16 protein-coding genes are annotated in these 19,472 nt (G+C 62.2%); 1 reads left to right on the top strand and 15 read right to left on the bottom strand.

Going from position 1 to position 19,472, the window contains the following annotated elements; translation table 11 throughout:
- Positions 1–12: 12 nt before the first annotated feature.
- The 13 genes from D8U61_RS04080 to D8U61_RS04020 are packed head-to-tail and all read right to left on the bottom strand — an operon-like array spanning position 13 to position 15,238.
- Positions 13–1,932 carry a hypothetical protein gene (locus D8U61_RS04080; protein WP_130926458.1) on the bottom strand — a complete coding sequence of 640 codons (1,920 nt, stop codon included), beginning with the start codon at positions 1,930–1,932 and terminating at the stop codon, positions 13–15.
- The gene (locus tag D8U61_RS04075) at positions 1,929–3,233 is read right to left on the bottom strand and encodes an oligosaccharide flippase family protein (protein ID WP_130926457.1); all 1,305 of its coding nucleotides are present in this window, start codon (positions 3,231–3,233) and stop codon (positions 1,929–1,931) included. The genes D8U61_RS04080 and D8U61_RS04075 overlap by 4 nt, the downstream gene beginning before the upstream one ends.
- Positions 3,230–4,231 (bottom strand): polysaccharide deacetylase family protein, encoded by a 1,002-nt coding sequence (locus D8U61_RS04070; RefSeq protein ID WP_130926456.1) that lies wholly within the window; start codon positions 4,229–4,231, stop codon positions 3,230–3,232. The genes D8U61_RS04075 and D8U61_RS04070 overlap by 4 nt, the downstream gene beginning before the upstream one ends.
- A gap of 13 nt (positions 4,232–4,244) precedes the next feature.
- The gene (locus tag D8U61_RS04065; RefSeq protein WP_130926455.1) at positions 4,245–5,381 is read right to left on the bottom strand and encodes a glycosyltransferase family 2 protein; all 1,137 of its coding nucleotides are present in this window, start codon (positions 5,379–5,381) and stop codon (positions 4,245–4,247) included.
- Positions 5,374–6,342, bottom strand: coding sequence for a glycosyltransferase (locus D8U61_RS04060; protein ID WP_130926454.1), 969 nt, complete (start codon positions 6,340–6,342; stop codon positions 5,374–5,376). Before D8U61_RS04060 ends, D8U61_RS04065 begins: the two co-directional genes overlap by 8 nt.
- The gene (locus D8U61_RS04055) at positions 6,339–7,709 is read right to left on the bottom strand and encodes an O-antigen ligase family protein (protein ID WP_125926654.1); all 1,371 of its coding nucleotides are present in this window, start codon (positions 7,707–7,709) and stop codon (positions 6,339–6,341) included. The genes D8U61_RS04060 and D8U61_RS04055 overlap by 4 nt, the downstream gene beginning before the upstream one ends.
- Entirely contained in the window at positions 7,706–8,797 is a 1,092-nt protein-coding gene (locus D8U61_RS04050; protein ID WP_125926653.1) for a glycosyltransferase family 4 protein, read from the bottom strand. The genes D8U61_RS04055 and D8U61_RS04050 overlap by 4 nt, the downstream gene beginning before the upstream one ends.
- Complete coding sequence (locus tag D8U61_RS04045; RefSeq protein ID WP_071171770.1) at positions 8,794–10,386, bottom strand: Wzz/FepE/Etk N-terminal domain-containing protein; 1,593 nt, start codon at positions 10,384–10,386, stop codon at positions 8,794–8,796. The genes D8U61_RS04050 and D8U61_RS04045 overlap by 4 nt, the downstream gene beginning before the upstream one ends.
- A gap of 16 nt (positions 10,387–10,402) precedes the next feature.
- Positions 10,403–11,425: a polysaccharide biosynthesis/export family protein gene (locus tag D8U61_RS04040; protein WP_041478599.1), complete on the bottom strand. Its 1,023-nt coding sequence runs from the start codon at positions 11,423–11,425 to the stop codon at positions 10,403–10,405.
- A gap of 21 nt (positions 11,426–11,446) precedes the next feature.
- Positions 11,447–12,094, bottom strand: coding sequence for a CpsD/CapB family tyrosine-protein kinase (locus tag D8U61_RS04035; protein WP_024012451.1), 648 nt, complete (start codon positions 12,092–12,094; stop codon positions 11,447–11,449).
- The gene (locus tag D8U61_RS04030; RefSeq protein ID WP_016774101.1) at positions 12,094–12,840 is read right to left on the bottom strand and encodes a sugar transferase; all 747 of its coding nucleotides are present in this window, start codon (positions 12,838–12,840) and stop codon (positions 12,094–12,096) included. Before D8U61_RS04030 ends, D8U61_RS04035 begins: the two co-directional genes overlap by 1 nt.
- A gap of 14 nt (positions 12,841–12,854) precedes the next feature.
- Entirely contained in the window at positions 12,855–13,889 is a 1,035-nt protein-coding gene (locus D8U61_RS04025; protein ID WP_130926453.1) for an NAD-dependent epimerase, read from the bottom strand.
- Positions 13,886–15,238, bottom strand: coding sequence for a UDP-glucose/GDP-mannose dehydrogenase family protein (locus D8U61_RS04020; protein WP_130886916.1), 1,353 nt, complete (start codon positions 15,236–15,238; stop codon positions 13,886–13,888). The genes D8U61_RS04025 and D8U61_RS04020 overlap by 4 nt, the downstream gene beginning before the upstream one ends.
- Before the next feature lie 388 nt (positions 15,239–15,626).
- On the opposite strand from D8U61_RS04020, the gene D8U61_RS04015 reads away from it, so the two are divergent.
- Positions 15,627–17,324 carry a sulfatase-like hydrolase/transferase gene (locus D8U61_RS04015; RefSeq protein WP_130926452.1) on the top strand — a complete coding sequence of 566 codons (1,698 nt, stop codon included), beginning with the start codon at positions 15,627–15,629 and terminating at the stop codon, positions 17,322–17,324.
- Positions 17,325–17,438: 114 nt separating this feature from the next.
- Here D8U61_RS04015 and D8U61_RS04010 read toward each other — a convergent pair whose 3' ends face one another.
- Both D8U61_RS04010 and D8U61_RS04005 read right to left on the bottom strand, forming a co-directional pair.
- Positions 17,439–18,458 (bottom strand): AraC family transcriptional regulator, encoded by a 1,020-nt coding sequence (locus D8U61_RS04010; protein ID WP_130926451.1) that lies wholly within the window; start codon positions 18,456–18,458, stop codon positions 17,439–17,441.
- Positions 18,455–19,399 (bottom strand): LysR family transcriptional regulator, encoded by a 945-nt coding sequence (locus tag D8U61_RS04005; protein WP_130926450.1) that lies wholly within the window; start codon positions 19,397–19,399, stop codon positions 18,455–18,457. Before D8U61_RS04005 ends, D8U61_RS04010 begins: the two co-directional genes overlap by 4 nt.
- Positions 19,400–19,472 lie beyond the last annotated feature (73 nt).

Below are 19,472 nucleotides of genomic sequence, written 5' to 3'. Positions count from 1 at the left end.
TCGAAGGGCGGCTCATGAAGCGCTCCAGCTCAGGGCAAACAGGGTTTGTCCCGGCAGTTCGAAACGCACGCGCCCGTTGTCGCAGGCAAACGGTGCGTCGCGGCTGCGATTGTCGGCGCCGAAGTAACGCAGGGCGCCATGGTTCAGCGGGCACCTGGCGCCGCTCAGATCGACGCGTTGCAAGCGCGTCCCTTTGTTCACTCCGAGCAACGTGCGCTGCTCGTCGCCGGCCATCGCCAGCACATCCACCTCGAAGGCGTCGTTATCCAGTTGCAGCACTTGGCGCAGCCAGTGGCGGGCGATGAATTGCTGGGCCAGACCGATCGGTTTCAGCTCGAAGCGATCCTCGCCCAATATGCGCAACATGCCTTTGGGGTAATGCGGCTCATCGGCGGCCTGAAACCAGTTGAGCATGCTCAGCAAGCCGTCCTGCGAGGCATTGATCACCACCGACGCCCACCACAGCGAGGTGTAGTGGGTTTCCTGATCGTAGGGGCTGAGGCTGGAGCCGCTGGACAGGTTGGTCTGATCGAGCAGCAAGGCCTTGCGCGGCTGACCATTGGCGTCGAGGCCGACCAGTTCGGCGGCGCGCCGCACACTGTCGCGGTAGACGCGGGTGGCGAGCAGATCGCGAATCATCCATTCATGCCAGGCCAGTGCATCGATCTGGTCGGCTGATTCGCTGAGCAGGCGCCGTGCCCAATCGATTCCGCGCTTGTCTGCCGCATTATCGGCGAATGGGCCGTTGACCAGTCGCGAGCTGGCCGGCATGGCGATACGCACACCGGCGCGGGCGTTGGCCGGGTCGCTGCGCACCTGACGCGCCATGCTGGTGAAAATCGCCTGATATTGCCCATAGCTGGAATAGTTGAGATTGGGTTCGTCGGCAAAGCCGATGTAATGCGTGCCGTTGCCGCCGAGGGCGCGGGTGCTCGCCAGCCAGGCGTCGAGGCCGCTGTTGCTCTGCACGTCGGCGCGCAGATCGGCTTGGCGCTGACTGCCGGCCAGCAGGGTGATGTCGTTGCGGATGCCGAAGCGCTGCTGGTACACCCGGCGGAAAGCGTCCTCGAACTGTGGATTCTGCGCCGTGACGTCGACGAAACTGTAATAGCTCGCCGCCGTCGGCTTCAGCGCATCGAGCAGCGCATGGCTGGCTGCTGGCGGCATCACGTAGGGCAGGGCGATGCCCAGATCCGGCGTGCGCCCAAGGACTTTGTTATGCAGCACCAGCCGCACCTCTCCGACCTCTTCGCGCAGCGGTTGCAGTTGCTGCGGATTCTGCGCAAACAGATTGGCCGTGCCGTCGAGCCAGAACGCCGCTTTGCCGCTGCCTTGCAGTTGCAGACGCCAGACCTGCTCGCGGGGGCTGACTGGCAATGCAATCTGATCGAACTGCCAATAGGCGCGATAAGGCTTCAGTGCGAGGGTCAGCGCCTGGTGGTCGCCGATCCGCTGCGCCTGCAACGCGGTGACACCGCCATGGAATTTGCCGGCGAGCACTGCGCGCTCACCGGCTGCAACTTTGAAATACAGCACGTCGCCATTTTTGCTTTCGGCACTGAAGTGCACTTTGGCCGGGGCAAACAGGGCGACGGTGCGCGCATCGTGTTCGATGCGGTAGTGGCGGAAGCTGTAGCCGGGAATTTCCAGTCGATAACTCGCCGCGCCGGGCAGCAGCGGCCATGTCTGACTGCCGCGGGTTTCGCTGGCCTTGATCAAGCGTTCGCCGAGCAATTTACCGCGACCGTCGAGCAGGTACAGCTGCTCTTCGTTGGCGTCCGCTTGCCACGCCGGGGTCCAGCGCACGGTCACGCTGTCAGGCTGATCGGTTTGCAGAAACAGACTGCCGTCACGAATCTCACCCCAGCGCATCGACGCCGCCAAAGCGTCCAGCGACAGGCCGAGACCGAACAGCAGGTACAGGCCTTTCATGCGGGCTTCCTCTGCAGCATCGACCACATCGGCAGCACGTCGCGGGGCAGGATGATCAGGGTTTGCCAGAACGGCACGCCGCTAAAGCGGCAATACAGCACCAGCATGGCCACGGTCACTGCCAGATAGGCGATCGATGATGCGGCGGCGGCGCCGACAATGCCGTAGGCCGGAATCAGCACCAGGTTCAGCGCCAGATTGAGCAGCGCGCCCAGGCCCATCAACAAGGACACCGAGCCGGGGCGATTCTTGCCCAGCAAGTCCAGGCGCAGAATGCTCGCGTAGCACAGGCCCAACAGCCCCGGCAGCAACGCCAGCAGCGCCGGGTACGCCGGCTGGTAGGCAGCGCCAAACAGGGTGACGATCAACCACTCGCCGATCACGGCCATACTCAGGCAGGCGCCGAGCATCACCGTCGCGGTCAGGCGCAGCGCCAGCGGAGTGACCTTGTCCATGCCTTCATCCTGTTGCAGCAGGCGTTTCATCAGCGGTGTGGTCACCGCTTCGGGGACGATCAACAGCAATTCGGCAGCAGCGCTGGCCATGGCGTAATGGCCCAGCGCGGTGCTGCCGAGCAGGGCGCCGATGAACAGGTAATCGGAGCGCAGAATCACTTGCTGGAACAGCAGATCGGGATGGCTGCGCGCGCTGTAGCGCAGCAGCTCCTTCTGGCTGGCGCGATCCCATTGCAGCTGCAATGGCTGCGCCCGCTTCAGCCAGACCCAACCGGCGAGCACCACCAGACTGATCCCGGCCAGCCAACTGATCAGCGCCGCTTCCAGCGCTGCGCTCTGCCACATCCAGAACAGTGCGACGAACAGCAACAGCGGCGCCAGCGATTCGATCAGGCGCAAGACGTTGAACGCGACCACGCCACCTGAGGCGTTGTGCAGGGTCAGCAGGCCGCTTTTCAACACGGTCAACGGCACCGCCAGCAGCAACAGCCAGGCGAGCAGGCCAAGTTGCATGGTCACGTCCAGCTGCGTGCCGAATTCGCGCACCAGCGCCACCACCAGCAAAGTCAGCAAACCGGCCAGCAGACAGCCGAACACCAGCACCTGGCTGAGCAACAAACCCATCGGCCGCTGCTTTGCCGCCTGATAACCGACCGCCGAGTTCAGACCGCCGCTGGTGGCCGCACTGATCAGGTCCGGCAGGGTGCTGAGCAGGGCGAACAGGCCGCGTTCGCTGGGGCCGAGAATCCGCGCGAGCAAGACGTTGCGCAGCAAACGCAAGGCGATCATCGCCAGCTTGGTGCCCATGCTCAGCGCCAGATGCTTGAGGTAGTTGCCTCGGCTCATGGCCGCGCTCCCCGGTAAATCCGCCACGACAGCAATTGCGGATGGCGCGCGGTGCGCTGGCTGACGCCGAAACGCGGCAGGTTCAGCGGATCGCCGTCGCCGCGATAGATTCCGGTGCCGGTGCCCAGCGCAAACGGGTAATCGTGATCGGCGACCTGCTGGCGAACGCGATCATCGTTGTCGCCGTTGGGGTAGCAATACACCGGTAGAGGTCGGTTGCAGCCGTTGTTCAATGCGTCGCGGCTGCGGCGGATTTCTTCGCTCAGGCGCGCATCATCGAGACCGGTGAGGATTGCGTGGCTGGCGCCGTGCGGGCCGAACCGCACCAGACCGGAGGCTTCCATCGCCCGCACCTGATGCCAGTCCAGTGCCTGTGGCAGCGAGTCCTTCGGGCATTCGTCGGTGAGCTCTTCCCGTTCCTGCGGAGCCAGGCTTTTCAACCCTTGCAGGTAATGCAGCAGCGCCAGACTGCGGCGCTCGACATCGATGTCATCAAGCAGCACCGGCAGCGGATGCTTGCGCGCATGCAGGCATTCGATCAGGTGCATGCGGGCTTTATCGCCATGGCTGCCCCAAAGGGTTTCGCCAAGGCTTTCCCACCAGAAGCGCTGGCGGCTGCCGATGAAATCGGTGGAGAGAAAAATGCTCGCCGGCACCTGATGTTTTTGCAGCAGCGCGAAGGCGTTGACGGCGTTGTCACGCCAGCCATCGTCAAAGGTCAGCGCCACCCGTGGGCGCTCGCTGCGCAGGGCGTTGGGCTGGAGAATTTCCATCAGCGGCACGCAGTCGAAATGCTTGCGCAGCCACACCAGCAAATGCTCGAACGCTTTCGGTCCGACGCACAGTTCATTGCGGTGCGGCAGGTCGGCGGCGCGGTCGTTGGACAGCACGCGATGCAACATCAGAATCACCCCCGCGCCCTGCAACTGCTGACGGCCCACCGGCGAGTTGAGGTAGAGCCAGCCACTGGTGCTTTTTATCAGTTGTTTGATCGCCATGGCTTCGGTCCTCTTAACGGTTCTGTTCCGGATTCCACTGGGCATACCGCTGGCCGCGCAGGAACTGCCACAGGCCGAGACTCATCCCGGCGAGGGTGACCAGCAGAAACGCGGCGAGGCGGAACGGTTTCGGCAAGCGGTGTTGCGCATCCAGCAGGCCGGCAATTGCCACGCTGTAGCCGAACAGTTGCGCGATCAGGCTCAGGCGATAGAAGCCGTGCTCGTCCCACAGCCAGCAATTGCTCAGCAGCAATGGCAGAAGAAGAACCGGCGCGAGGCGGCGGATCAGTTTGTGGCTGATCAACGCCAGTGAATACAGGCCATGCTTGAGCGGATTGAGCAGCTCGCGGCGCTGGGCCAGGCTTTGCAGGCCGCCGACGGTGACGCGCTGACGACGGCGAAACTGTTTGTCCGCCTCGTCGACGCCATGGTCGATAACCTGCGCTTCGGGCACGTAGACGATGCGCTTGCCGGCCACCGGTGCGCAGGTGCTGATGAAGAAATCGTCGTTGACCTCGGCCGGTACGTTCTGGAACAACTCGCGGCGCAGGGCGAGCAGGGCGCCGTCAGCGGAGACCATGCAGCCGGTGCGGTTCTCGACCCGGCGCAGCCAGCCTTCGTAATGCCGGTACAGGCTGTCGCCGATGCTCAGGCCGCCACCAGTAACCGGGATCACCATGTGCCCGGCGCAAGCGCCGACCTGCGGATCGCTCAGCGGCGCGAGCAAGTGGCCGAGGGTGTCGCGCGACCATTGGTTGTCGGCATCGGTGAACACCAGAATGTCGCCGGTGCTCAGGGCCGCGCCGGCATTCAGCGTGGCGGCTTTACCTTGACGCGGCAGGTCGAGCACGGTGATGCGCGGATCAATCACCTTGTGCGCGCAGGCCACGGTGTCATCGGTCGAGCCGTCGCTGGCGAGAATGATCTGCAGCGTCGCCGGTTGATAGTCCTGCGCCAGCAGCGTGCGCAACTTGTGCTCGATATGCCGCGCCTCGTTGTGCGCGGCGATGACGATGCTGACGTTCAGCGGCGGTGCCGGCGTGTGTCGCCACGCCGGAAACAGCGGCGCGAGGATCGTCAGCAAAAGCGGGTAGCCGACGTAGGCGTAGACCGGCAGCAACAGGCACATCCAGAAAATGAACTCAGCCACGGGCAGGCCTCCTTGCGTTCCACTGACACAGACTCAAAATGAACGCCGCGCCGGCCAGGTGCAGGCGCAGCCAGTGCAGGCCCCACAGTTGCAGGGTCAGGAGCGGATCACGGTGCTTGAGACTCTGGCGAACGCTCAGTACCAGCCCCGGCATCAGGGTCAGCGTCACCATTAGCGCTGCGTGGTGCGGAAAACCGTCGAGCAGCGCCGAAATCGCCAGAAAGTCCAGCAGCCAGACGAACAACGACAGCATTGGAAAGCGCAGCAGGCGCAGGCTCATGCCATGGGTGCGCAGCAGTTGCAGATGGCTGCCCTGGCGCCACATTTCCTTGCCCATCCATTCGCGCCAGTTCATTTCGTAACCCCAGTGCAGCGCGACCTTGTCATTGACCGACAGTAGACGCGCGCCCTGTTCGTGCAGGCGCAGGGTGAATTCCTTGTCTTCGCCGGTGCGCAGGGTTTCGTTGAAACCGCCGACCTTATCGAACCAGTCGCGACGCATCAGCAGGTTGGAACTGGGCAGCCAATCGACGCTGTGGCTGACGCGGTGCGAGGGCTGCGAAGTGCGGCGCTGCCAGGCCGTGGCGAACCATGGCGCCTCGGCCGGGGTGTGCAGGTCCAGGCCGAACACATCGGCCTGGCCACTGGCTTGGATGTCGAACAAGGGCTGCAACCAGGTTTCCGGCATTTCCACGTCGGCGTCGATGAAGGCCAGCCATTCCCCGCTGGCGATCGCCGTGCCGCGATTGCGCAGCGCGCCGATCAACAGCCCCGGCAAACTGAGCACGGTTGCGCCGAACTGCCGGGCAATCTGCGGGCCCTGATCGGTCGAGCCGTTGTCGACCACGATCAGCTCGCACTCGACATTGGCCGCGTGTGCGGCTTTCTGCGCAGCGAGCAGGGTACGGCCAATGTGCCGCGCCTCGTTGTACATCGGGATGACGATGCTGATCCGCTTCATGCCTGCGTCTCCGTAGTCAGTGGCGCCTGCTCGGCCTTGATGCGCAGCACGCTGGTCAGCGCCAGCATGATCCACACGTATTTCTGGTTCGGTGCGCTGAGGAACATCAGGAACAGGGTCAGCGACAGAAAGCTCACCCCCAGGTGGGTCATCATGTCAGCCCGATATCCGTCACCGCGCAGCATCCACGCCGCCCGCGCGCGGATCAGGTTGTACAGACCGAGCCCGAGCATGCCGACGAAGAACAGCCCGGCGGGCACGCCCAGTTCGCTGAAGATTTCCAGATAGGTGTTGTGGGCGCGGCGGTACAGGTCGCCGATCTTGCGGTTGGCGGAAAACGCCTTGGCGTAACCGGTGGTCGCGTAATGCAGCGGGAAGGTCCCGGGGCCGGAGCCGAGCACCGGGTGCTCGCGGATCATCTGGCTGCCGACGACGATGTAGGAAGCACGGCGGCCGAGGGATTCGTCCTGCGCCTTGGAGCCGGCGCTGAGGATGCTCAATGACTGGATCCGTGCCATGTAACCGGCCGGCATGGCGTAGATCGCCAGCGGAATCACGATGGCCGCACCGAGCATGACGAAACCCAGGTGCCGTGGGCGGATGTGGGTCAGTTGCGCGCGGTAGTGCCAGATGCCGATGAGCAGACTCAACGCCAATACCACCAGGCCTGAGCGCGATTCGGTCTTGGTCATGCCACCGAGCAACAGCAGGCAGCAAGTGCCCCAGAACAAACGGTGCAGCAGGTTCGGACTGCGGATCACCAGCAGCAGTCCAAGAGGAATGGCGAAGGCGATCAGCATGGCGAAGGCGTTGGGGTCTTCGAGCAGGCCGGCGGCGCGGCCCTGATCCTGAAACTTCGCCGAGAACATCGCCATGGCGCAGGTCGCCGTGACGGCGAGGGTCACCAGCCGGGCGAACAGGTCGAGGTTCAGTTCGCGGCCGATCAACAACGTAATGACAAACAGCACCAGACCAACGCTGAGCTCGCGCAGGTGCCCCAGCGACATGCCCATGTCATCGGTATTGAGCAAGCTGAGAAAATACAGAACCATGAAGCCGATCAGGCAGTGCCACAGGTTGCTGCGCAGGCGTTGCGACGGAATCTGGTGCAGCGCCAGTTGCAGCATCACGATCACCGCCAGCGAGGCACCGATCAATTTGCTGCCCGACACTGAGCTGTCCTTGAAGAACCCTTCGAACGGCACCAGCGCGGCAATGCCGAGCAGGCCCCAGGTCGGCTTGCGGTACAGAACGGTGAAACCGACCAGACCAATAACCGCCCCCGGCGCCAGATACGGCCAGGGACTGGCCAGCAGACCGAGGCTGACCAGGGCGAACAGACTGACGATCGAGAGCGGGAAAATCATGCGCGTGTCTCCCGTGCCGTTTGGATGTACAGCTGCGACCAGCGTTCGGCCAATGCCTTGAGGTCGTAGCGCTCCTGTTGGGTGCGTCTGGCGTTGTCGCGCAACTGCGCGGCCAGCTTCGGTTCGGCCAGCAGTGTGTCGAGCTGGCGGGCGAGGGCGGCGGTATCCGTCGGCGCCGCGAGCAGGCCGTTGTGGCGATCCTGCAAGACATCCGGAATACCACCGACCGCGAACGCCACCACCGGCACGCCGGCCTGCATCGCTTCGAGCAGAATCATCGGCGTGCCCTCGGTGCGCGAGCTGATCACCAGCGCATCGAGTTGCTGCCACCAGCCTTGCATCGCCGTCTGGTAGCCCGGCAGGCGAATCCGCTGCTGCAACCCGGCAGCATCGATGCGCGCCTGCAAGGCCTCGCGTTCCGGGCCGTCGCCGAGCATCACTGCGTCCAGTTGCGGATGCTGGTGACACAACGCAATCAGCGCATCGAGAAACAGATCCGGGCCTTTTTCACTGCTCAACCGCCCGACGTAACCGGCCAGCCAGCGTTGCCGCTCCGCCACCGGCTGCATTGCCGGTGCTGCCGGCAAACCGTTGGGAATCACCTGCAACTTCTCCGCGCTCACGCTGGCCTGCAGATGCAGCGTGGCGATACTTTGTGCCACGCAAACCACCCGTTTCACCGACGCCGTGCGGCACAGTTGCAGGCTCAGCCAGGTGTAGAACTTCTGCTTGCGACTGCGCGGGGTGAAGCCGTGCTGGGTGATCACCAGCGGCAGGCGCAACAGCGTGGCGCCGACCCAGCCGAACAACAGCCCTTTGAAGTTGTGGGTGTTGAGCAACGGTTGGTCGCCACGGCGCTGACGCAAGTGCCGCAACAGCTCGCCCAGCCCTGAACAAGCGCGAGCGTCCACCCCGGCTTCACGAAAGCGCGAGATCAGCTCAGGCGGTGCGTCGAGGAACAGCACTTGGTGCTGCCCCGGCGTGGCCAGGCAATGATCCAGCAACATCCGCTCGGCCCCGTAGAAGCCGCCGCTGCTGAGCAAATGAATGATCGGCAGGGCGACGATTGGGGTGGACACCGCGTTCAATTGCGCACCCAGTGAACCAGGCTCGGCATGGTCCAGTTCTTGTGCGGATTGCCCGGCTGCGACGTTTCTTCGTTGAGCACCAACAGCACTGGCAGGCCCAGCTCATGGCTGATTTGCGCCGGATGCTTGAAGCGGTGATCGAAGAATTCACGAACGTAGACGAAGGCGATCGCCAGCAGCAGCCCGGTGAACAGCCCGAACGGGATGATCAGCAGCGGTTTCGGGAACGCCGGCTCGGTCGGTTCGAACGGCGGGCTGAGTACCCGGGCGTTGGACAGGTCATCGTTGAGCGAGCGCGTGGTGCTGCTTTCGGCAAAGCGCTGGGCATAGGTCGAAAACGCTGCGTGCAGCGCATCGATCTCGGTGTCCATCTGGCGCAGTTTGCTCTGGGTCTGCTGCAGGTCGCGGATACGGTTCTTGAACTCGGCGATGCGTGCGGTTTTCTGCTCGATCACCTGCTTGACCACGGCCAGGTCGGCGGTGCGTTCCTGGATGCGGTTGCTCACCACTTTGAGAAATTGCTGACGGGTGCGGGCGATCTGCTCGCGGGTCAACAGCATCGGTTCGCTGCCGGGCTGGAACACCGCCAGATCGTTCATGTAACGGCTGACCTGGCTGGTCAGTTGCTCGCCCATCTGTTTGATTTCCCGGTCCTCGAACGCCACGTTGTCGACGGTGGTGGTGAAGGTGTAGGGGAAGGTGTAGTCGTTGAGCTTGCTGCTGCTGGCGGCGGCGAGCGCGGTTTTCAGATACTCGAGCCAACGCTGGCTTTGCAGCAGGCGATCCTGATACAGGTTCAGCGCCTGTTCTTCAGTGTTGATGGCGTTGAGGCGGAAGGTGATTTCTTCCTTCGGATCCGCCGCGCCGACATTTTCCAGCAGCGCTTGGCGGTTACCTTCCAGACCATCGAGACGCACTTGATACTGGTGCTTTTTGGTTTCGTAGAACGACTGCGGCAAATCGATCGATTGCAGGGCCTGACGGCTCACCAGATAGTTCTGCAGCAGGGCGCTGACAAACGTCGTGCCTTGCTGCGGATCCGGGAAGCTGTAGGTGATCGAGATCACGTTGGAGCCGGGCAGGGTCTCGATTTTCAGGCTGTCGACGGCTTGCTGGGTCAGGGCGTCGAGGGTGGTGTCACGCACCGGATCGGTTTCCATGCCGAGCCCGTTGCGCAGCGGGTTGATCACGTACTCGCGCAGCGGTGTCGAGACGTAGCGCTTGAACGGTTCGCCAAGCAACTTGGCGAACACCCCGGGTGGCGGGCTGTATTCACCGTTGTCGCGCAGTTCGCTGATGGTCTGACGGATAAGTGCTGGCGAGCGGAGGATGTTGCTCTCGGTTTCCATGTCCGCCAGCGACGGCGGAATGAACGTGGCGTTGTCCACCGTGAGCGACGTGGTGGCGTCACCCTGAGAGAGTTTTTTCGACTGCACGATGACCTGCGCGGTGATATCGAAGCTCTGTTTGAGCAGCAGCGGCAGGAGCAGGGCGATGACTGCAAAGGTCAGGAAGACGCGCTTCACCAGTTGCTTGTTGGCGAAGAAAATCCTGAAGAACTCATGCAGGTAGTTTTCCTTTGGGTTCATGTCGGTCACCTGTGAGTTAGTTGTCGCTGTCTTTGTTGTCGACGCGGTAGCCGAAGCTGAAACCGACGCCCTGGAACAGCACCACATCAGCCAGTTGGCGGGCGAGTTCGCCGGCGCTGGCCAGTTTGGTTTTTGGCACGTAGAGCATGTCGTCCGGTTGCAGGTAAGCGATTTGCGGGGCATCGCCGGAAAGGGCTTTTTCGACGTCGTAGCGCACCGCTTTCACCTGATTGCCGTTGCGCCGCATGATCACTACCGAATCCAGCCGCGCCTTGACGTTGGTACCGCGCGCCAGAGTCAGCGCCTCGAGCACCGACACCGGCCGCCGGATCGGATACGAGCCCGGTTGTGCGACTTCACCCAGCACGTAGATCTCGTTGCCGGCGGTGGACTTGAGCAGCACGTCCACAGTCATCCGGCCCGGCAGTTGCGCGTACTTTTTGTTGAGGAAGGTTTCCAGTTGATTGACGGTCATGCCTTGCAGCGGCACGGCGCCGATTTCCGGAAAACTCGCGTAACCGTCAGTGCCGACGGTGATCTCCCGGCTCATGCCGGTGGCCGGGTGATTGAGGGCGCTTTTCAGGTTCTGCTCGTTGCTCAGCGGGCTGATGATCTGCACGGTGAGCTGGTTGCGGTTGGGCTGGAACAGCTGTTTGCGCTGATAGACGCGCTGGATTTCCTGACGGGCTTCTTCGCTGGTCAGCCCGGCGATTTTCACCGAGGTGTTGGCGCCCGGCAGTTCGATGGTGCCGTCGGGCAGCACCAGTTGATTGCCGTTGAGCTGGCTGGCGGCGGTGAAATTCAGGCCGATCTGGTCGCCCGATTGCACGCGGTAGGCGTCCGAACCGCTGGTGCTGATATGGAAGATCACGTCCAGCACATCCTGCGGGCGCAGGGTCTGCTCGATCTTCGGCATATCGGTCGCCTGGGCGTTGGCCGGGGAAGCGGTGAGAATATTCACCGGCATGTTCTGGGTGTCGGAAGTGCTGGAGCAGCCCGCAAGCGGCAGCAACAGCAGGACAAGCATTCTGGCGTTCATGGCGTCATCCTTTGCGTTCGCTTACAGGTTTTTGTAAAGCCATTTGGGCATGTAGTACTTGCGCCGGTTGAACACGCTGCCGACCACTTTCGCCCCGGCCTGAGTCAGGCGTTGCACAGCGGCCTGGGCGACTTCCCAGCGGGTGTCTTCGGCGCGCACGACAAACACCACGCCGTCGACCTGAGTGCTGATGACCAGGGTGTCGGCGGCGGAATACACCGCGTCGCCGTCGATCACCACAAAGCGGTACTGGCTGCCCAACTGGTCGAGCAACGGGCTCAGGCGCTCGGCGGTCAGGTGTTCCAGCGTGCGGATCGGCCGGCCGTTGGGCAGCACATGGAAGGGCAGGCTCGAGACCTGCACCACGCAGTCCTGCAACAGCGGCGGGTTGCCCGGGTTGAACAGCAGGTCGCGCAGGCCGCGCTCCTTGCCGAGGTTCATCTGCTGGGTGAGGTTGTTCGCCGACTGGCTGGCATCGACCAGCAGCACCTGGCCGCTGCTCATCTGCGCCAGTTGACTGGCCAGTGCCAGAGCGCTGGTGGTGGTGCCGGCGCCGGGGTTGGCGGCGGTCAGGAACAGAATGCGCAGATCGAGATCCAGCACGGTCGAAGTCAGATTCGATTCGCTGGGGCTGGCGATGCTCAGGCTTTTATTGGTTGAACCGTCCATTAGCTTGCTCCGTGGCCGCTGAATACTTTGAAGGGGGTTTTCAACAGAATCTTCAGATCAAGCAGAAGGCTCTGCTCGGCGATGTAGCTGAGGTCCAACTCAACGCGCTGGTCGAAGTCGATGTTGCTGCGTCCGGAGATCTGCCACAGACCGGTCATGCCGGGGTAGATCGCCAGACGCGCGAGGTGATTGTCCTTGTAGCGGTAAGCGTTGAACGAGGTCGGGCGAGGGCCGACCAGGCGCATGTCGCCGGTCACCACGTTGATCAGGTTGGGCAGCTCATCGAGGCTGGTGCGCCGCAGGAAACTGCCGATGCCGGTGACGCGCGGGTCCTTGTCGATCTTGAAGTCGATGGCGTCTGCCCCGTGCTTGTTCAGGTGGCGCAGCGACTCTTTGAGTTCTTCGGCGTTGCTGACCATGGTGCGGAACTTGAACATGCCGAACTTGCGCCCGCGATAACCGGTGCGTTTCTGCACGAACAGCACCGGCCCCGGGCTGGTGAGCTTGATGGCCAGGGCCAGACCCAGCAGCACTGGCGAGATCAGCACGAGAATCGTCAGCGCGCCGAGGCAGGCGACCACCCGATTGGTCCGCGACAGCTGCCATGGGCGGCCGCCATCGCGGCCGCTGAGCCAGCCGCGACCCTGACGGTGGATCGCCGCGTCGAGGCGCATGCGATGTTCCGGGTCGACGCGCTTGTCAGGGCGCATCTGTGCAATCGACACACTTCTTTCATGTCCAGTCATGGCGTCCTCCGCATTCAATCAGCCGCAAGCGGCGCACGGGCAGTGGGGTAGTAGTCGCGGAACCAGGCGATGAAGCGGCCCAGTCCTTCATCCAGTTCTATCCGGGGCTGGAATCCGGTGGCCTGGGCCAGATCGCTGGCCTCGGCGCAGGTGTTGAGCACGTCGCCCGGTTGCAGCGGCAGCAGCTCGACAATGGCTTTGCGATCGAGGTGTTTTTCCATGAGCGCGAGGTAGGTTTTCAGTGCGACCGGCTGCTGCCCGCCGATGTTGAACAGGCGCCACGGCGCCATGCTGCTGGCGGGGTCGGGCTGTTCGCGATCCCACTGCGGATTGGCTTGGGGTGGCTGATCGATCAGGCGGGCGATGCTTTCGATAATGTCGTCGATGTAGGTGAAATCGCGCTGATGCTCGCCGTAATTGAACAGCTTCAGCGGCTCGCCTTCGCTGATCGCCCGGGCGAACTGGATCGGCGACATGTCCGGCCGGCCCCAAGGCCCGTACACGGTGAAAAAACGCAGGCCGGTGCAGGGAATGCCGAACAGATGGCTGTAACTGTGCGCCATCAGTTCATTGGCTTTCTTGGTCGCGGCGTACAGCGACAGCGGATGGTTGACGCCATCCTTGACCGAGTAAGGCGTGTGCTGATTGGCGCCGTACACCGAACTCGACGAGGCGTAGATCAAGTGCTCGACCGGGTGATGCCGGCAGCTCTCGAGAATGTTCAGGAAACCGTTGAGGTTGCTGTCCAGATACGCCCGTGGATTGTCCAGCGAATAACGCACCCCGGCCTGCGCAGCCAGATGGATCACCACTTGTGGCAGCTCGCGGGCAAACAGCGCATCGATCGCCGAAGCGTGGGCCAGATCCACCGTGGCCAGCGGAAAATCGCCGACCTGCTCGCGCACCCACTGCACGCGGTCGTGCTTGAGCTGCGGGTCGTAGTAGTGATTGAAATTGTCCAGGCCGACCACCGAATGCCCGTCGCGCAGCAAGCGCAGGACGCAATGGGCACCAATGAAACCGGCGGCACCGGTCACCAGAATCTTCATGGCCGCAGCCCTTCAGGGGCGATGTGGCGCAGACCGATGCCGCTGTAATGCAGGCCGGCGGCGGCAACCTGTTCCGGGTTGTACAGGTTGCGCCCATCGATGATTACCTTCGACCGCAGCTTCTCGGCGAGCAGTTCGAAATCGACCACCCGGAAGTTTTTCCACTCGGTGCAGATCACCAGCGCGTCGGCGTCTTCGAGGGTGTCGTCGCGGGTCGCGCACAGGTGCAGGTCGTTGCGGTAGCCGTAGATGCGCCGGCACTCGGACATGGCTTCCGGATCGTAGGCCTGCACGCTGGCGCCTTCGGCCCACAACGCGTCCATCAGATAACGGCTCGGGGCTTCGCGCATGTCGTCGGTGTTCGGTTTGAACGCCAGGCCCCAGACCGCAATGGATTTGCCGGCCAGGCCCTGGGGAAACTGCGTGCGCAATTTGCTGAACAGGATGTGCCGCTGGCTGTCGTTGACGTCGGTGACGCTGCGCAGCAATTTCAGCGGCATGCCGTTGTGTTCGGCGGTGTGCAGCAAGGCCCGCAGATCCTTGGGAAAGCACGAGCCACCGAAGCCGCAGCCCGGATAAATGAAGTGGTAGCCGATGCGCGGGTCGGAGCCGATGCCTTTGCGCACCGCTTCGATGTCGGCGCCGAGCAGCTCGGTGAGATTGGCCAGTTCGTTCATGAAACTGATGCGGGTGGCGAGCATCGCGTTGGCCGCGTACTTGGTCAGCTCGGCGCTGCGGTTGTCCATGAACATCAGTTTTTCGTGATTGCGGCAGAACGGCGCGTACAGCTCGCTCATCTGCTCGCGGGCAGCGTCGTCGCGGGTGCCGATGATGATCCGGTCCGGGCGCATGCAGTCGGCGAGGGCGCTGCCTTCCTTGAGAAATTCCGGGTTGGATACCACGCGCACCTGCAGCTCGGTTTTGCCGCGCAACAGCAATTCGCTGGTGGCCGTGGCCAGGACTTGATCGGCAGTCCCGACCGGCACCGTGGATTTGATGATCAGCGTGCGATCGGCCTCCATCAGGCCGGCAATTTGCCGGGCGACGTTGAGCACATGGCTGAGGTCGGCAGAGCCGTCTTCGTCCGCCGGGGTGCCGACGGCGATGAAAATCAGCTCGGCGTGAGTCACCGCATCACTGGCCTGAGTGCTGAACAACAAGCGCCCGGCCTTGATGTTTTCTTCAAGTGTTGCGGACAGGCCTGGTTCACTGATGGGCGGCACCGCTTGTTGCAGTTGTTTGATCTTGTTCGGATCAATATCAATGCATAAAACCCGATGGCCGACATCGGCAAGTGCAGCGGCTTGTATAAGTCCGACATAGCCAGTGCCAAATACGCTCACGTCCATCTGCGCACCTCAATAAAACCAGAAAAGTTAATTACGGATGAGATTGTTAAAGGGGTATAGCGCAGGGTTTGGAAAGCGTGTCAGCAAAATGACATGTTGCACGGGTATAACACTTGAGGCGTTTTTGGCGATTGGCCATCAAGTCATTGCTGCCATTGAATTTGTTGATTTCTTGCAGATTTGTTCAGATTTTATTTAACCGACAGACGGTCTAAGTCCCCGATATTAAAGGCTTTCACCGCTACAGGTGTGTCAGATTTGAGTCACCGTTTTTTTGACGCTTTCCCCGCCTATCAGTCATTTCTTGCGCTTTGATGGCCGGGTGCTAGTGTCAGGTTCTGACCGACAAACCTTTGACATTTGCCCTTTTCCGATCACCGGTATCGCCATGTTCAAATACGCCAAGGAACTGCTCTTAGTTGCCCATCTGTTGCTCTTTTCCGACTATTACCTGGATCGGTTAAATGCTATCGGGTGGGGTTTGAATGTACTTGTTTTTGGCGCGATGTTTTTGGCGCTTACTTTCGCGTTATATCTAACTGCCTATATACGTCAGGCTCTCGTTCGACATGCATTCGCATTAACGATGTTTGCCGCAGCGGTTTTTTTTGATGTTTACACACGAGTTACCGCGGATTACCTGAGGTACAGCGATTTCGTTTCGCTGGTGTACTCCGGCGGCTTCATTCAGGAAGCGGCCTATCAGTATCGCGATGCGATCCTGCGCGCGGTGCTCAGTGGCTTGCTGCTGTTGTTCGGCATCGGACTCAAGCCGCGTCATGCGCTGTTCATACCCAACACGTTGCGAGTCGCGGCGCCCCTAGTCGGCGTATTGATGCTCAGCGGATTGCTGTTTTTACGTGCGGGTGAGGGCGCGCGTGGGTTACCAATCATGTACACGCCGCTGGCCTACCTGAATCTGTTTGCCTACGAAGCGCTGCACGATACTGTCGGCCCCCGTGAAGCGGTGACGCTTGCGCGCGCCACGCCCGCCGTCAGCCATGACATTGTGCTGATCATCGACGAAAGCATTTCCGGCAATTACCTCGACATCAACGCGCCGTTCGGCGTGCACAGCAACCTCAAGCAAGCGCCGGCCGGGGTCGATGTCTTCAACTTTGGTTATGCCGCGTCCATTGCCAACTGCAGCGCCGACACCAACGTCACCTTGCGCTACGGCGGCACCCGCGCCGACTACAGACGCATCAACAGCACGTTGCCGTCGATCTGGCAGTACGCGAAAAAGGCCGGGCTCGGCACGGTCTACATCGACGCCCAGCGCACCGCCGGCAACCTGCAGAACCTGATGACCGCCGCCGAGAAAAACGACATCGACAGTTTCGTGCAATTCGACCAGACCAGCGTGCGCGACCGCGACATGGCGGCAGCGGCGAAGCTGATCGAACTGCTCAACGACAATCGCCCCGAGCTGATCGTGATCAACAAGGTCGGCGCGCATTTTCCGGTGCATGACAAGTACCCGGACGCGTTCATGGCCTACCGGCCAACGCTGCCCCGCGGACAGTTCACCGAAGTCGCCGACACTGGCGAACGCAACGGTTTCAACGGCCAGCCGGATGACTGGGTGCTGTATCGCAACGCCTACAAGAACACGCTGTTGTGGAACGTCGGCGAGTTCTTCGCCCGGGTGTTTGCCCAGGCCAACCTGAACAATGCGCTGCTGATTTACACCTCCGATCATGGCCAGGATCTGCATGAGCGCGGCAACCCGGGCTTGAATACTCATTGCGGCGGCGACCCGGTGGAAGAGGAGGGGCTGGTGCCGCTGGTGGTGATCCAGGGTCGTGGATTGCAGACGCCGGACTGGGCGGCGAATCTGCCGGCAAACAAGGACCGCTCCAGCCACTACAACATCTTCCCGACGCTGTTGCAGGTGATGGGCTACGACTTGGGCGCAATCGAAGCGGTGTATGGCAAACCGCTAAGCGTGCCGACGGCGGATGAGTTCACTTTCAACTACCGCTTCAATGCGCGGTTGGGGGCCAAGCCCGAGTGGAAACATATCGATCTGGGCAGCATCGTGACGCCGGAGCGGGCGCCGGCGAGTGTGGCTTCGGGGCAGTGAGTTCTGGATTGCTCGGGCGGGCCTCTTCGCGAGCAGGCTCGCTCCCACAGGGGATTGCATTCCAGGGTGGGAGCGAGGCTGCTCGCGAACAAGTCGGGACAGGCTGCGACAGTCTCAGCCCTTGTTGAACCGCGCCCGATACTCCCCAGGCGCGCACCCCAGCCAGCGCGCGAAAGCCCGGTTGAATCCCTGCACATCGCTGTAACCCAACCGATCCGCCACTTCGACCAGCTCCAGCGCCCCGGACTGCAACAGGTCCTCGGCCCGATAGCGCCGATGCTCATCGAGCAGTTCGCTGAAAGTCCAGCCCAACGCCTTCAAGCGCCTTGCCGCCGTGCGCTCAAGCACATGCTGTGTAGCACAGAACTGCTGCCAATCCGCTGAAGCCAGATCTTCGATCAGATAATCGCTGAGCTGTCCGAGCAAGGTCGATTCACTGAGGCGGCGGGTCTGTTCCAGCAGATCGACAAGCGTTGTTTCCAATCCCGGATTACCCGGTGTCAACGGCATCACGAACAGCTGAGGATCCAGATAAATCGCCGCCCATGACTGCTCTGCGCTCACCGGGGTGCGCAACGCCGATGCATGTTCCTCGCGGCTGGCCGACACCAGAGCCACGCCCAGCACCGGATCACGATTCACGCCGCTGGCGAGCAACTTGCGCCGCACCAGACTGCAAAGGCTGACGAGGATGTAATCGGTCAGCGCCGCCGGAGCACCAAGACTGCCGGCTTCGACCAAGCGCAGTGTTACGCCGCCATCTTCACGCAGGATTTGCACACGGAAGTGTCCGTTGAAAAACGCAAAGTACTCGGCGAAAAACTCACAGGCACGTTCCAGCGACACGGCGACATCGAACAGATAGGTCAGTCCATTGGTGGCCGTCGAAGCGAAGCGTTCACCCGCCGCCAGACCGATCAGTGGATCGCCGCTCTGTTCCACGGCAAACCCCCAGAAGCGCCGCGACATCAGCAGCGGCATGCGCGTGAACGGCGTGCGCAGATCGAACAGGCTGCGGCGCAGTTGTGCTTCGATTGCGCCTTGGCTAATGCCGCGCGCGAGCAATTCTTCAATGGCCGGCAGCAGGGTCGGCGCGTAAAAAGCGTTGACGGATTGCGGATGGGTTTTGCTCATGTTGTGCACGCGTCTCCCGTCGCTCCGTTAGCCGCCAGCAAACGCTGATCGACGCTGAGGATCGCCTCGATCATCGCCCGCGCTGCTGGCGTCAGGGTAAAACCGGCGCGGCTGACGATGCCATAACCCAGTTGCAGCGCCGGCTCGTCATGGGGGACGTCGACAAAGTCGAGCAGCTCGATCAGGCCGCGATCAAGTTGTTCACGCAAGGCCTCCAGCGTTGCCAGCCCCACCGCGTCGGAGCGCAGCACTACGCGCTGGATCGCGTCAAATTGTGCGCACTCGACGCTCGGGGTGAAGTCCTGCTCACCGAGGATATCGGCGAGCACCTTGCGGATCATCGGTGGAATGCGCGTGCCGACGATCGGGTAATCGAGCAGGGCGCGCAATCGCAGGTCTCGTTGCGCGAGGAGCGGATGGCCGGCGCGACAGAAAAACCGTCCCGGCCGCGTGCGCAGCAGGTGCACCTGGTACTGCGGATCGCTGACAAAGTGCCGCGCGTCCGCGACAAAAAACTCGATCTGCTGCTCGCGCAACCACAGCGTCAATTGCTGCCAGTCGCCCTGATGAAACCGCGTGCGAATCGCCGGATGCGCATCAATGAAGTCGGCCAGCGCTTCCGGCACCAGCACCTGCGCCGGATACGGACCGCAACCAAATTGCAGTTCACCTCCGGTGAGGCCGTTGTATTGCGTCAATTCGTTGTGCAGCGCCTGACTGCCAGCGAGCAGGCGCCGCGCATGTTGCAGCACCAGCTCGCCTTGACCGGTCAGGCGAAATTCGCGGCTGCTGCGCTCGACCAGCGCGCAGTCAAGGTCACGCTCCAGAGTCTGGATGCTGCGGCTGAACGCCGGTTGGCTGAGGTTGATCGCCTCGGCGGCGCGACCGAAGTTGCGGTAATCAGCGAGGGCGACCAAGTGGCGAAGCTGGCGAAGATCCATCATGCGTCTCCTGCATTTTGCGGATACTTTTAATGCATTGGATCGATAGCACGTCCGCTGGCATAAGTACACG

It is taken from the genome of Pseudomonas sp. Sample_14 (genome assembly GCF_004307515.1).
Taxonomy (GTDB): Bacteria; Pseudomonadota; Gammaproteobacteria; order Pseudomonadales; family Pseudomonadaceae; genus Aquipseudomonas; species Aquipseudomonas atacamensis.
Note: the sequence above shows the minus strand (reverse complement) of the source record. Positions and strands in the feature narration are given on the sequence as shown.

Coding starts and splice junctions, on each gene's coding strand:
- D8U61_RS04080 (WP_130926458.1), bottom strand. CDS start 1,932: ATGAAAGGCCTGTACCTGCTGTTCGGTCTCGGCCTGTCGCTGGACGCT.
- D8U61_RS04075 (WP_130926457.1), bottom strand. CDS start 3,233: ATGAGCCGAGGCAACTACCTCAAGCATCTGGCGCTGAGCATGGGCACC.
- D8U61_RS04070 (WP_130926456.1), bottom strand. CDS start 4,231: ATGGCGATCAAACAACTGATAAAAAGCACCAGTGGCTGGCTCTACCTC.
- D8U61_RS04060 (WP_130926454.1), bottom strand. CDS start 6,342: ATGAAGCGGATCAGCATCGTCATCCCGATGTACAACGAGGCGCGGCAC.
- D8U61_RS04055 (WP_125926654.1), bottom strand. CDS start 7,709: ATGATTTTCCCGCTCTCGATCGTCAGTCTGTTCGCCCTGGTCAGCCTC.
- D8U61_RS04045 (WP_071171770.1), bottom strand. CDS start 10,386: ATGAACCCAAAGGAAAACTACCTGCATGAGTTCTTCAGGATTTTCTTC.
- D8U61_RS04040 (WP_041478599.1), bottom strand. CDS start 11,425: ATGAACGCCAGAATGCTTGTCCTGCTGTTGCTGCCGCTTGCGGGCTGC.
- D8U61_RS04035 (WP_024012451.1), bottom strand. CDS start 12,094: ATGGACGGTTCAACCAATAAAAGCCTGAGCATCGCCAGCCCCAGCGAA.
- D8U61_RS04030 (WP_016774101.1), bottom strand. CDS start 12,840: ATGACTGGACATGAAAGAAGTGTGTCGATTGCACAGATGCGCCCTGAC.
- D8U61_RS04025 (WP_130926453.1), bottom strand. CDS start 13,889: ATGAAGATTCTGGTGACCGGTGCCGCCGGTTTCATTGGTGCCCATTGC.
- D8U61_RS04020 (WP_130886916.1), bottom strand. CDS start 15,238: ATGGACGTGAGCGTATTTGGCACTGGCTATGTCGGACTTATACAAGCC.
- D8U61_RS04015 (WP_130926452.1), top strand. CDS start 15,627: ATGTTCAAATACGCCAAGGAACTGCTCTTAGTTGCCCATCTGTTGCTC.
- D8U61_RS04010 (WP_130926451.1), bottom strand. CDS start 18,458: ATGAGCAAAACCCATCCGCAATCCGTCAACGCTTTTTACGCGCCGACC.
- D8U61_RS04005 (WP_130926450.1), bottom strand. CDS start 19,399: ATGGATCTTCGCCAGCTTCGCCACTTGGTCGCCCTCGCTGATTACCGC.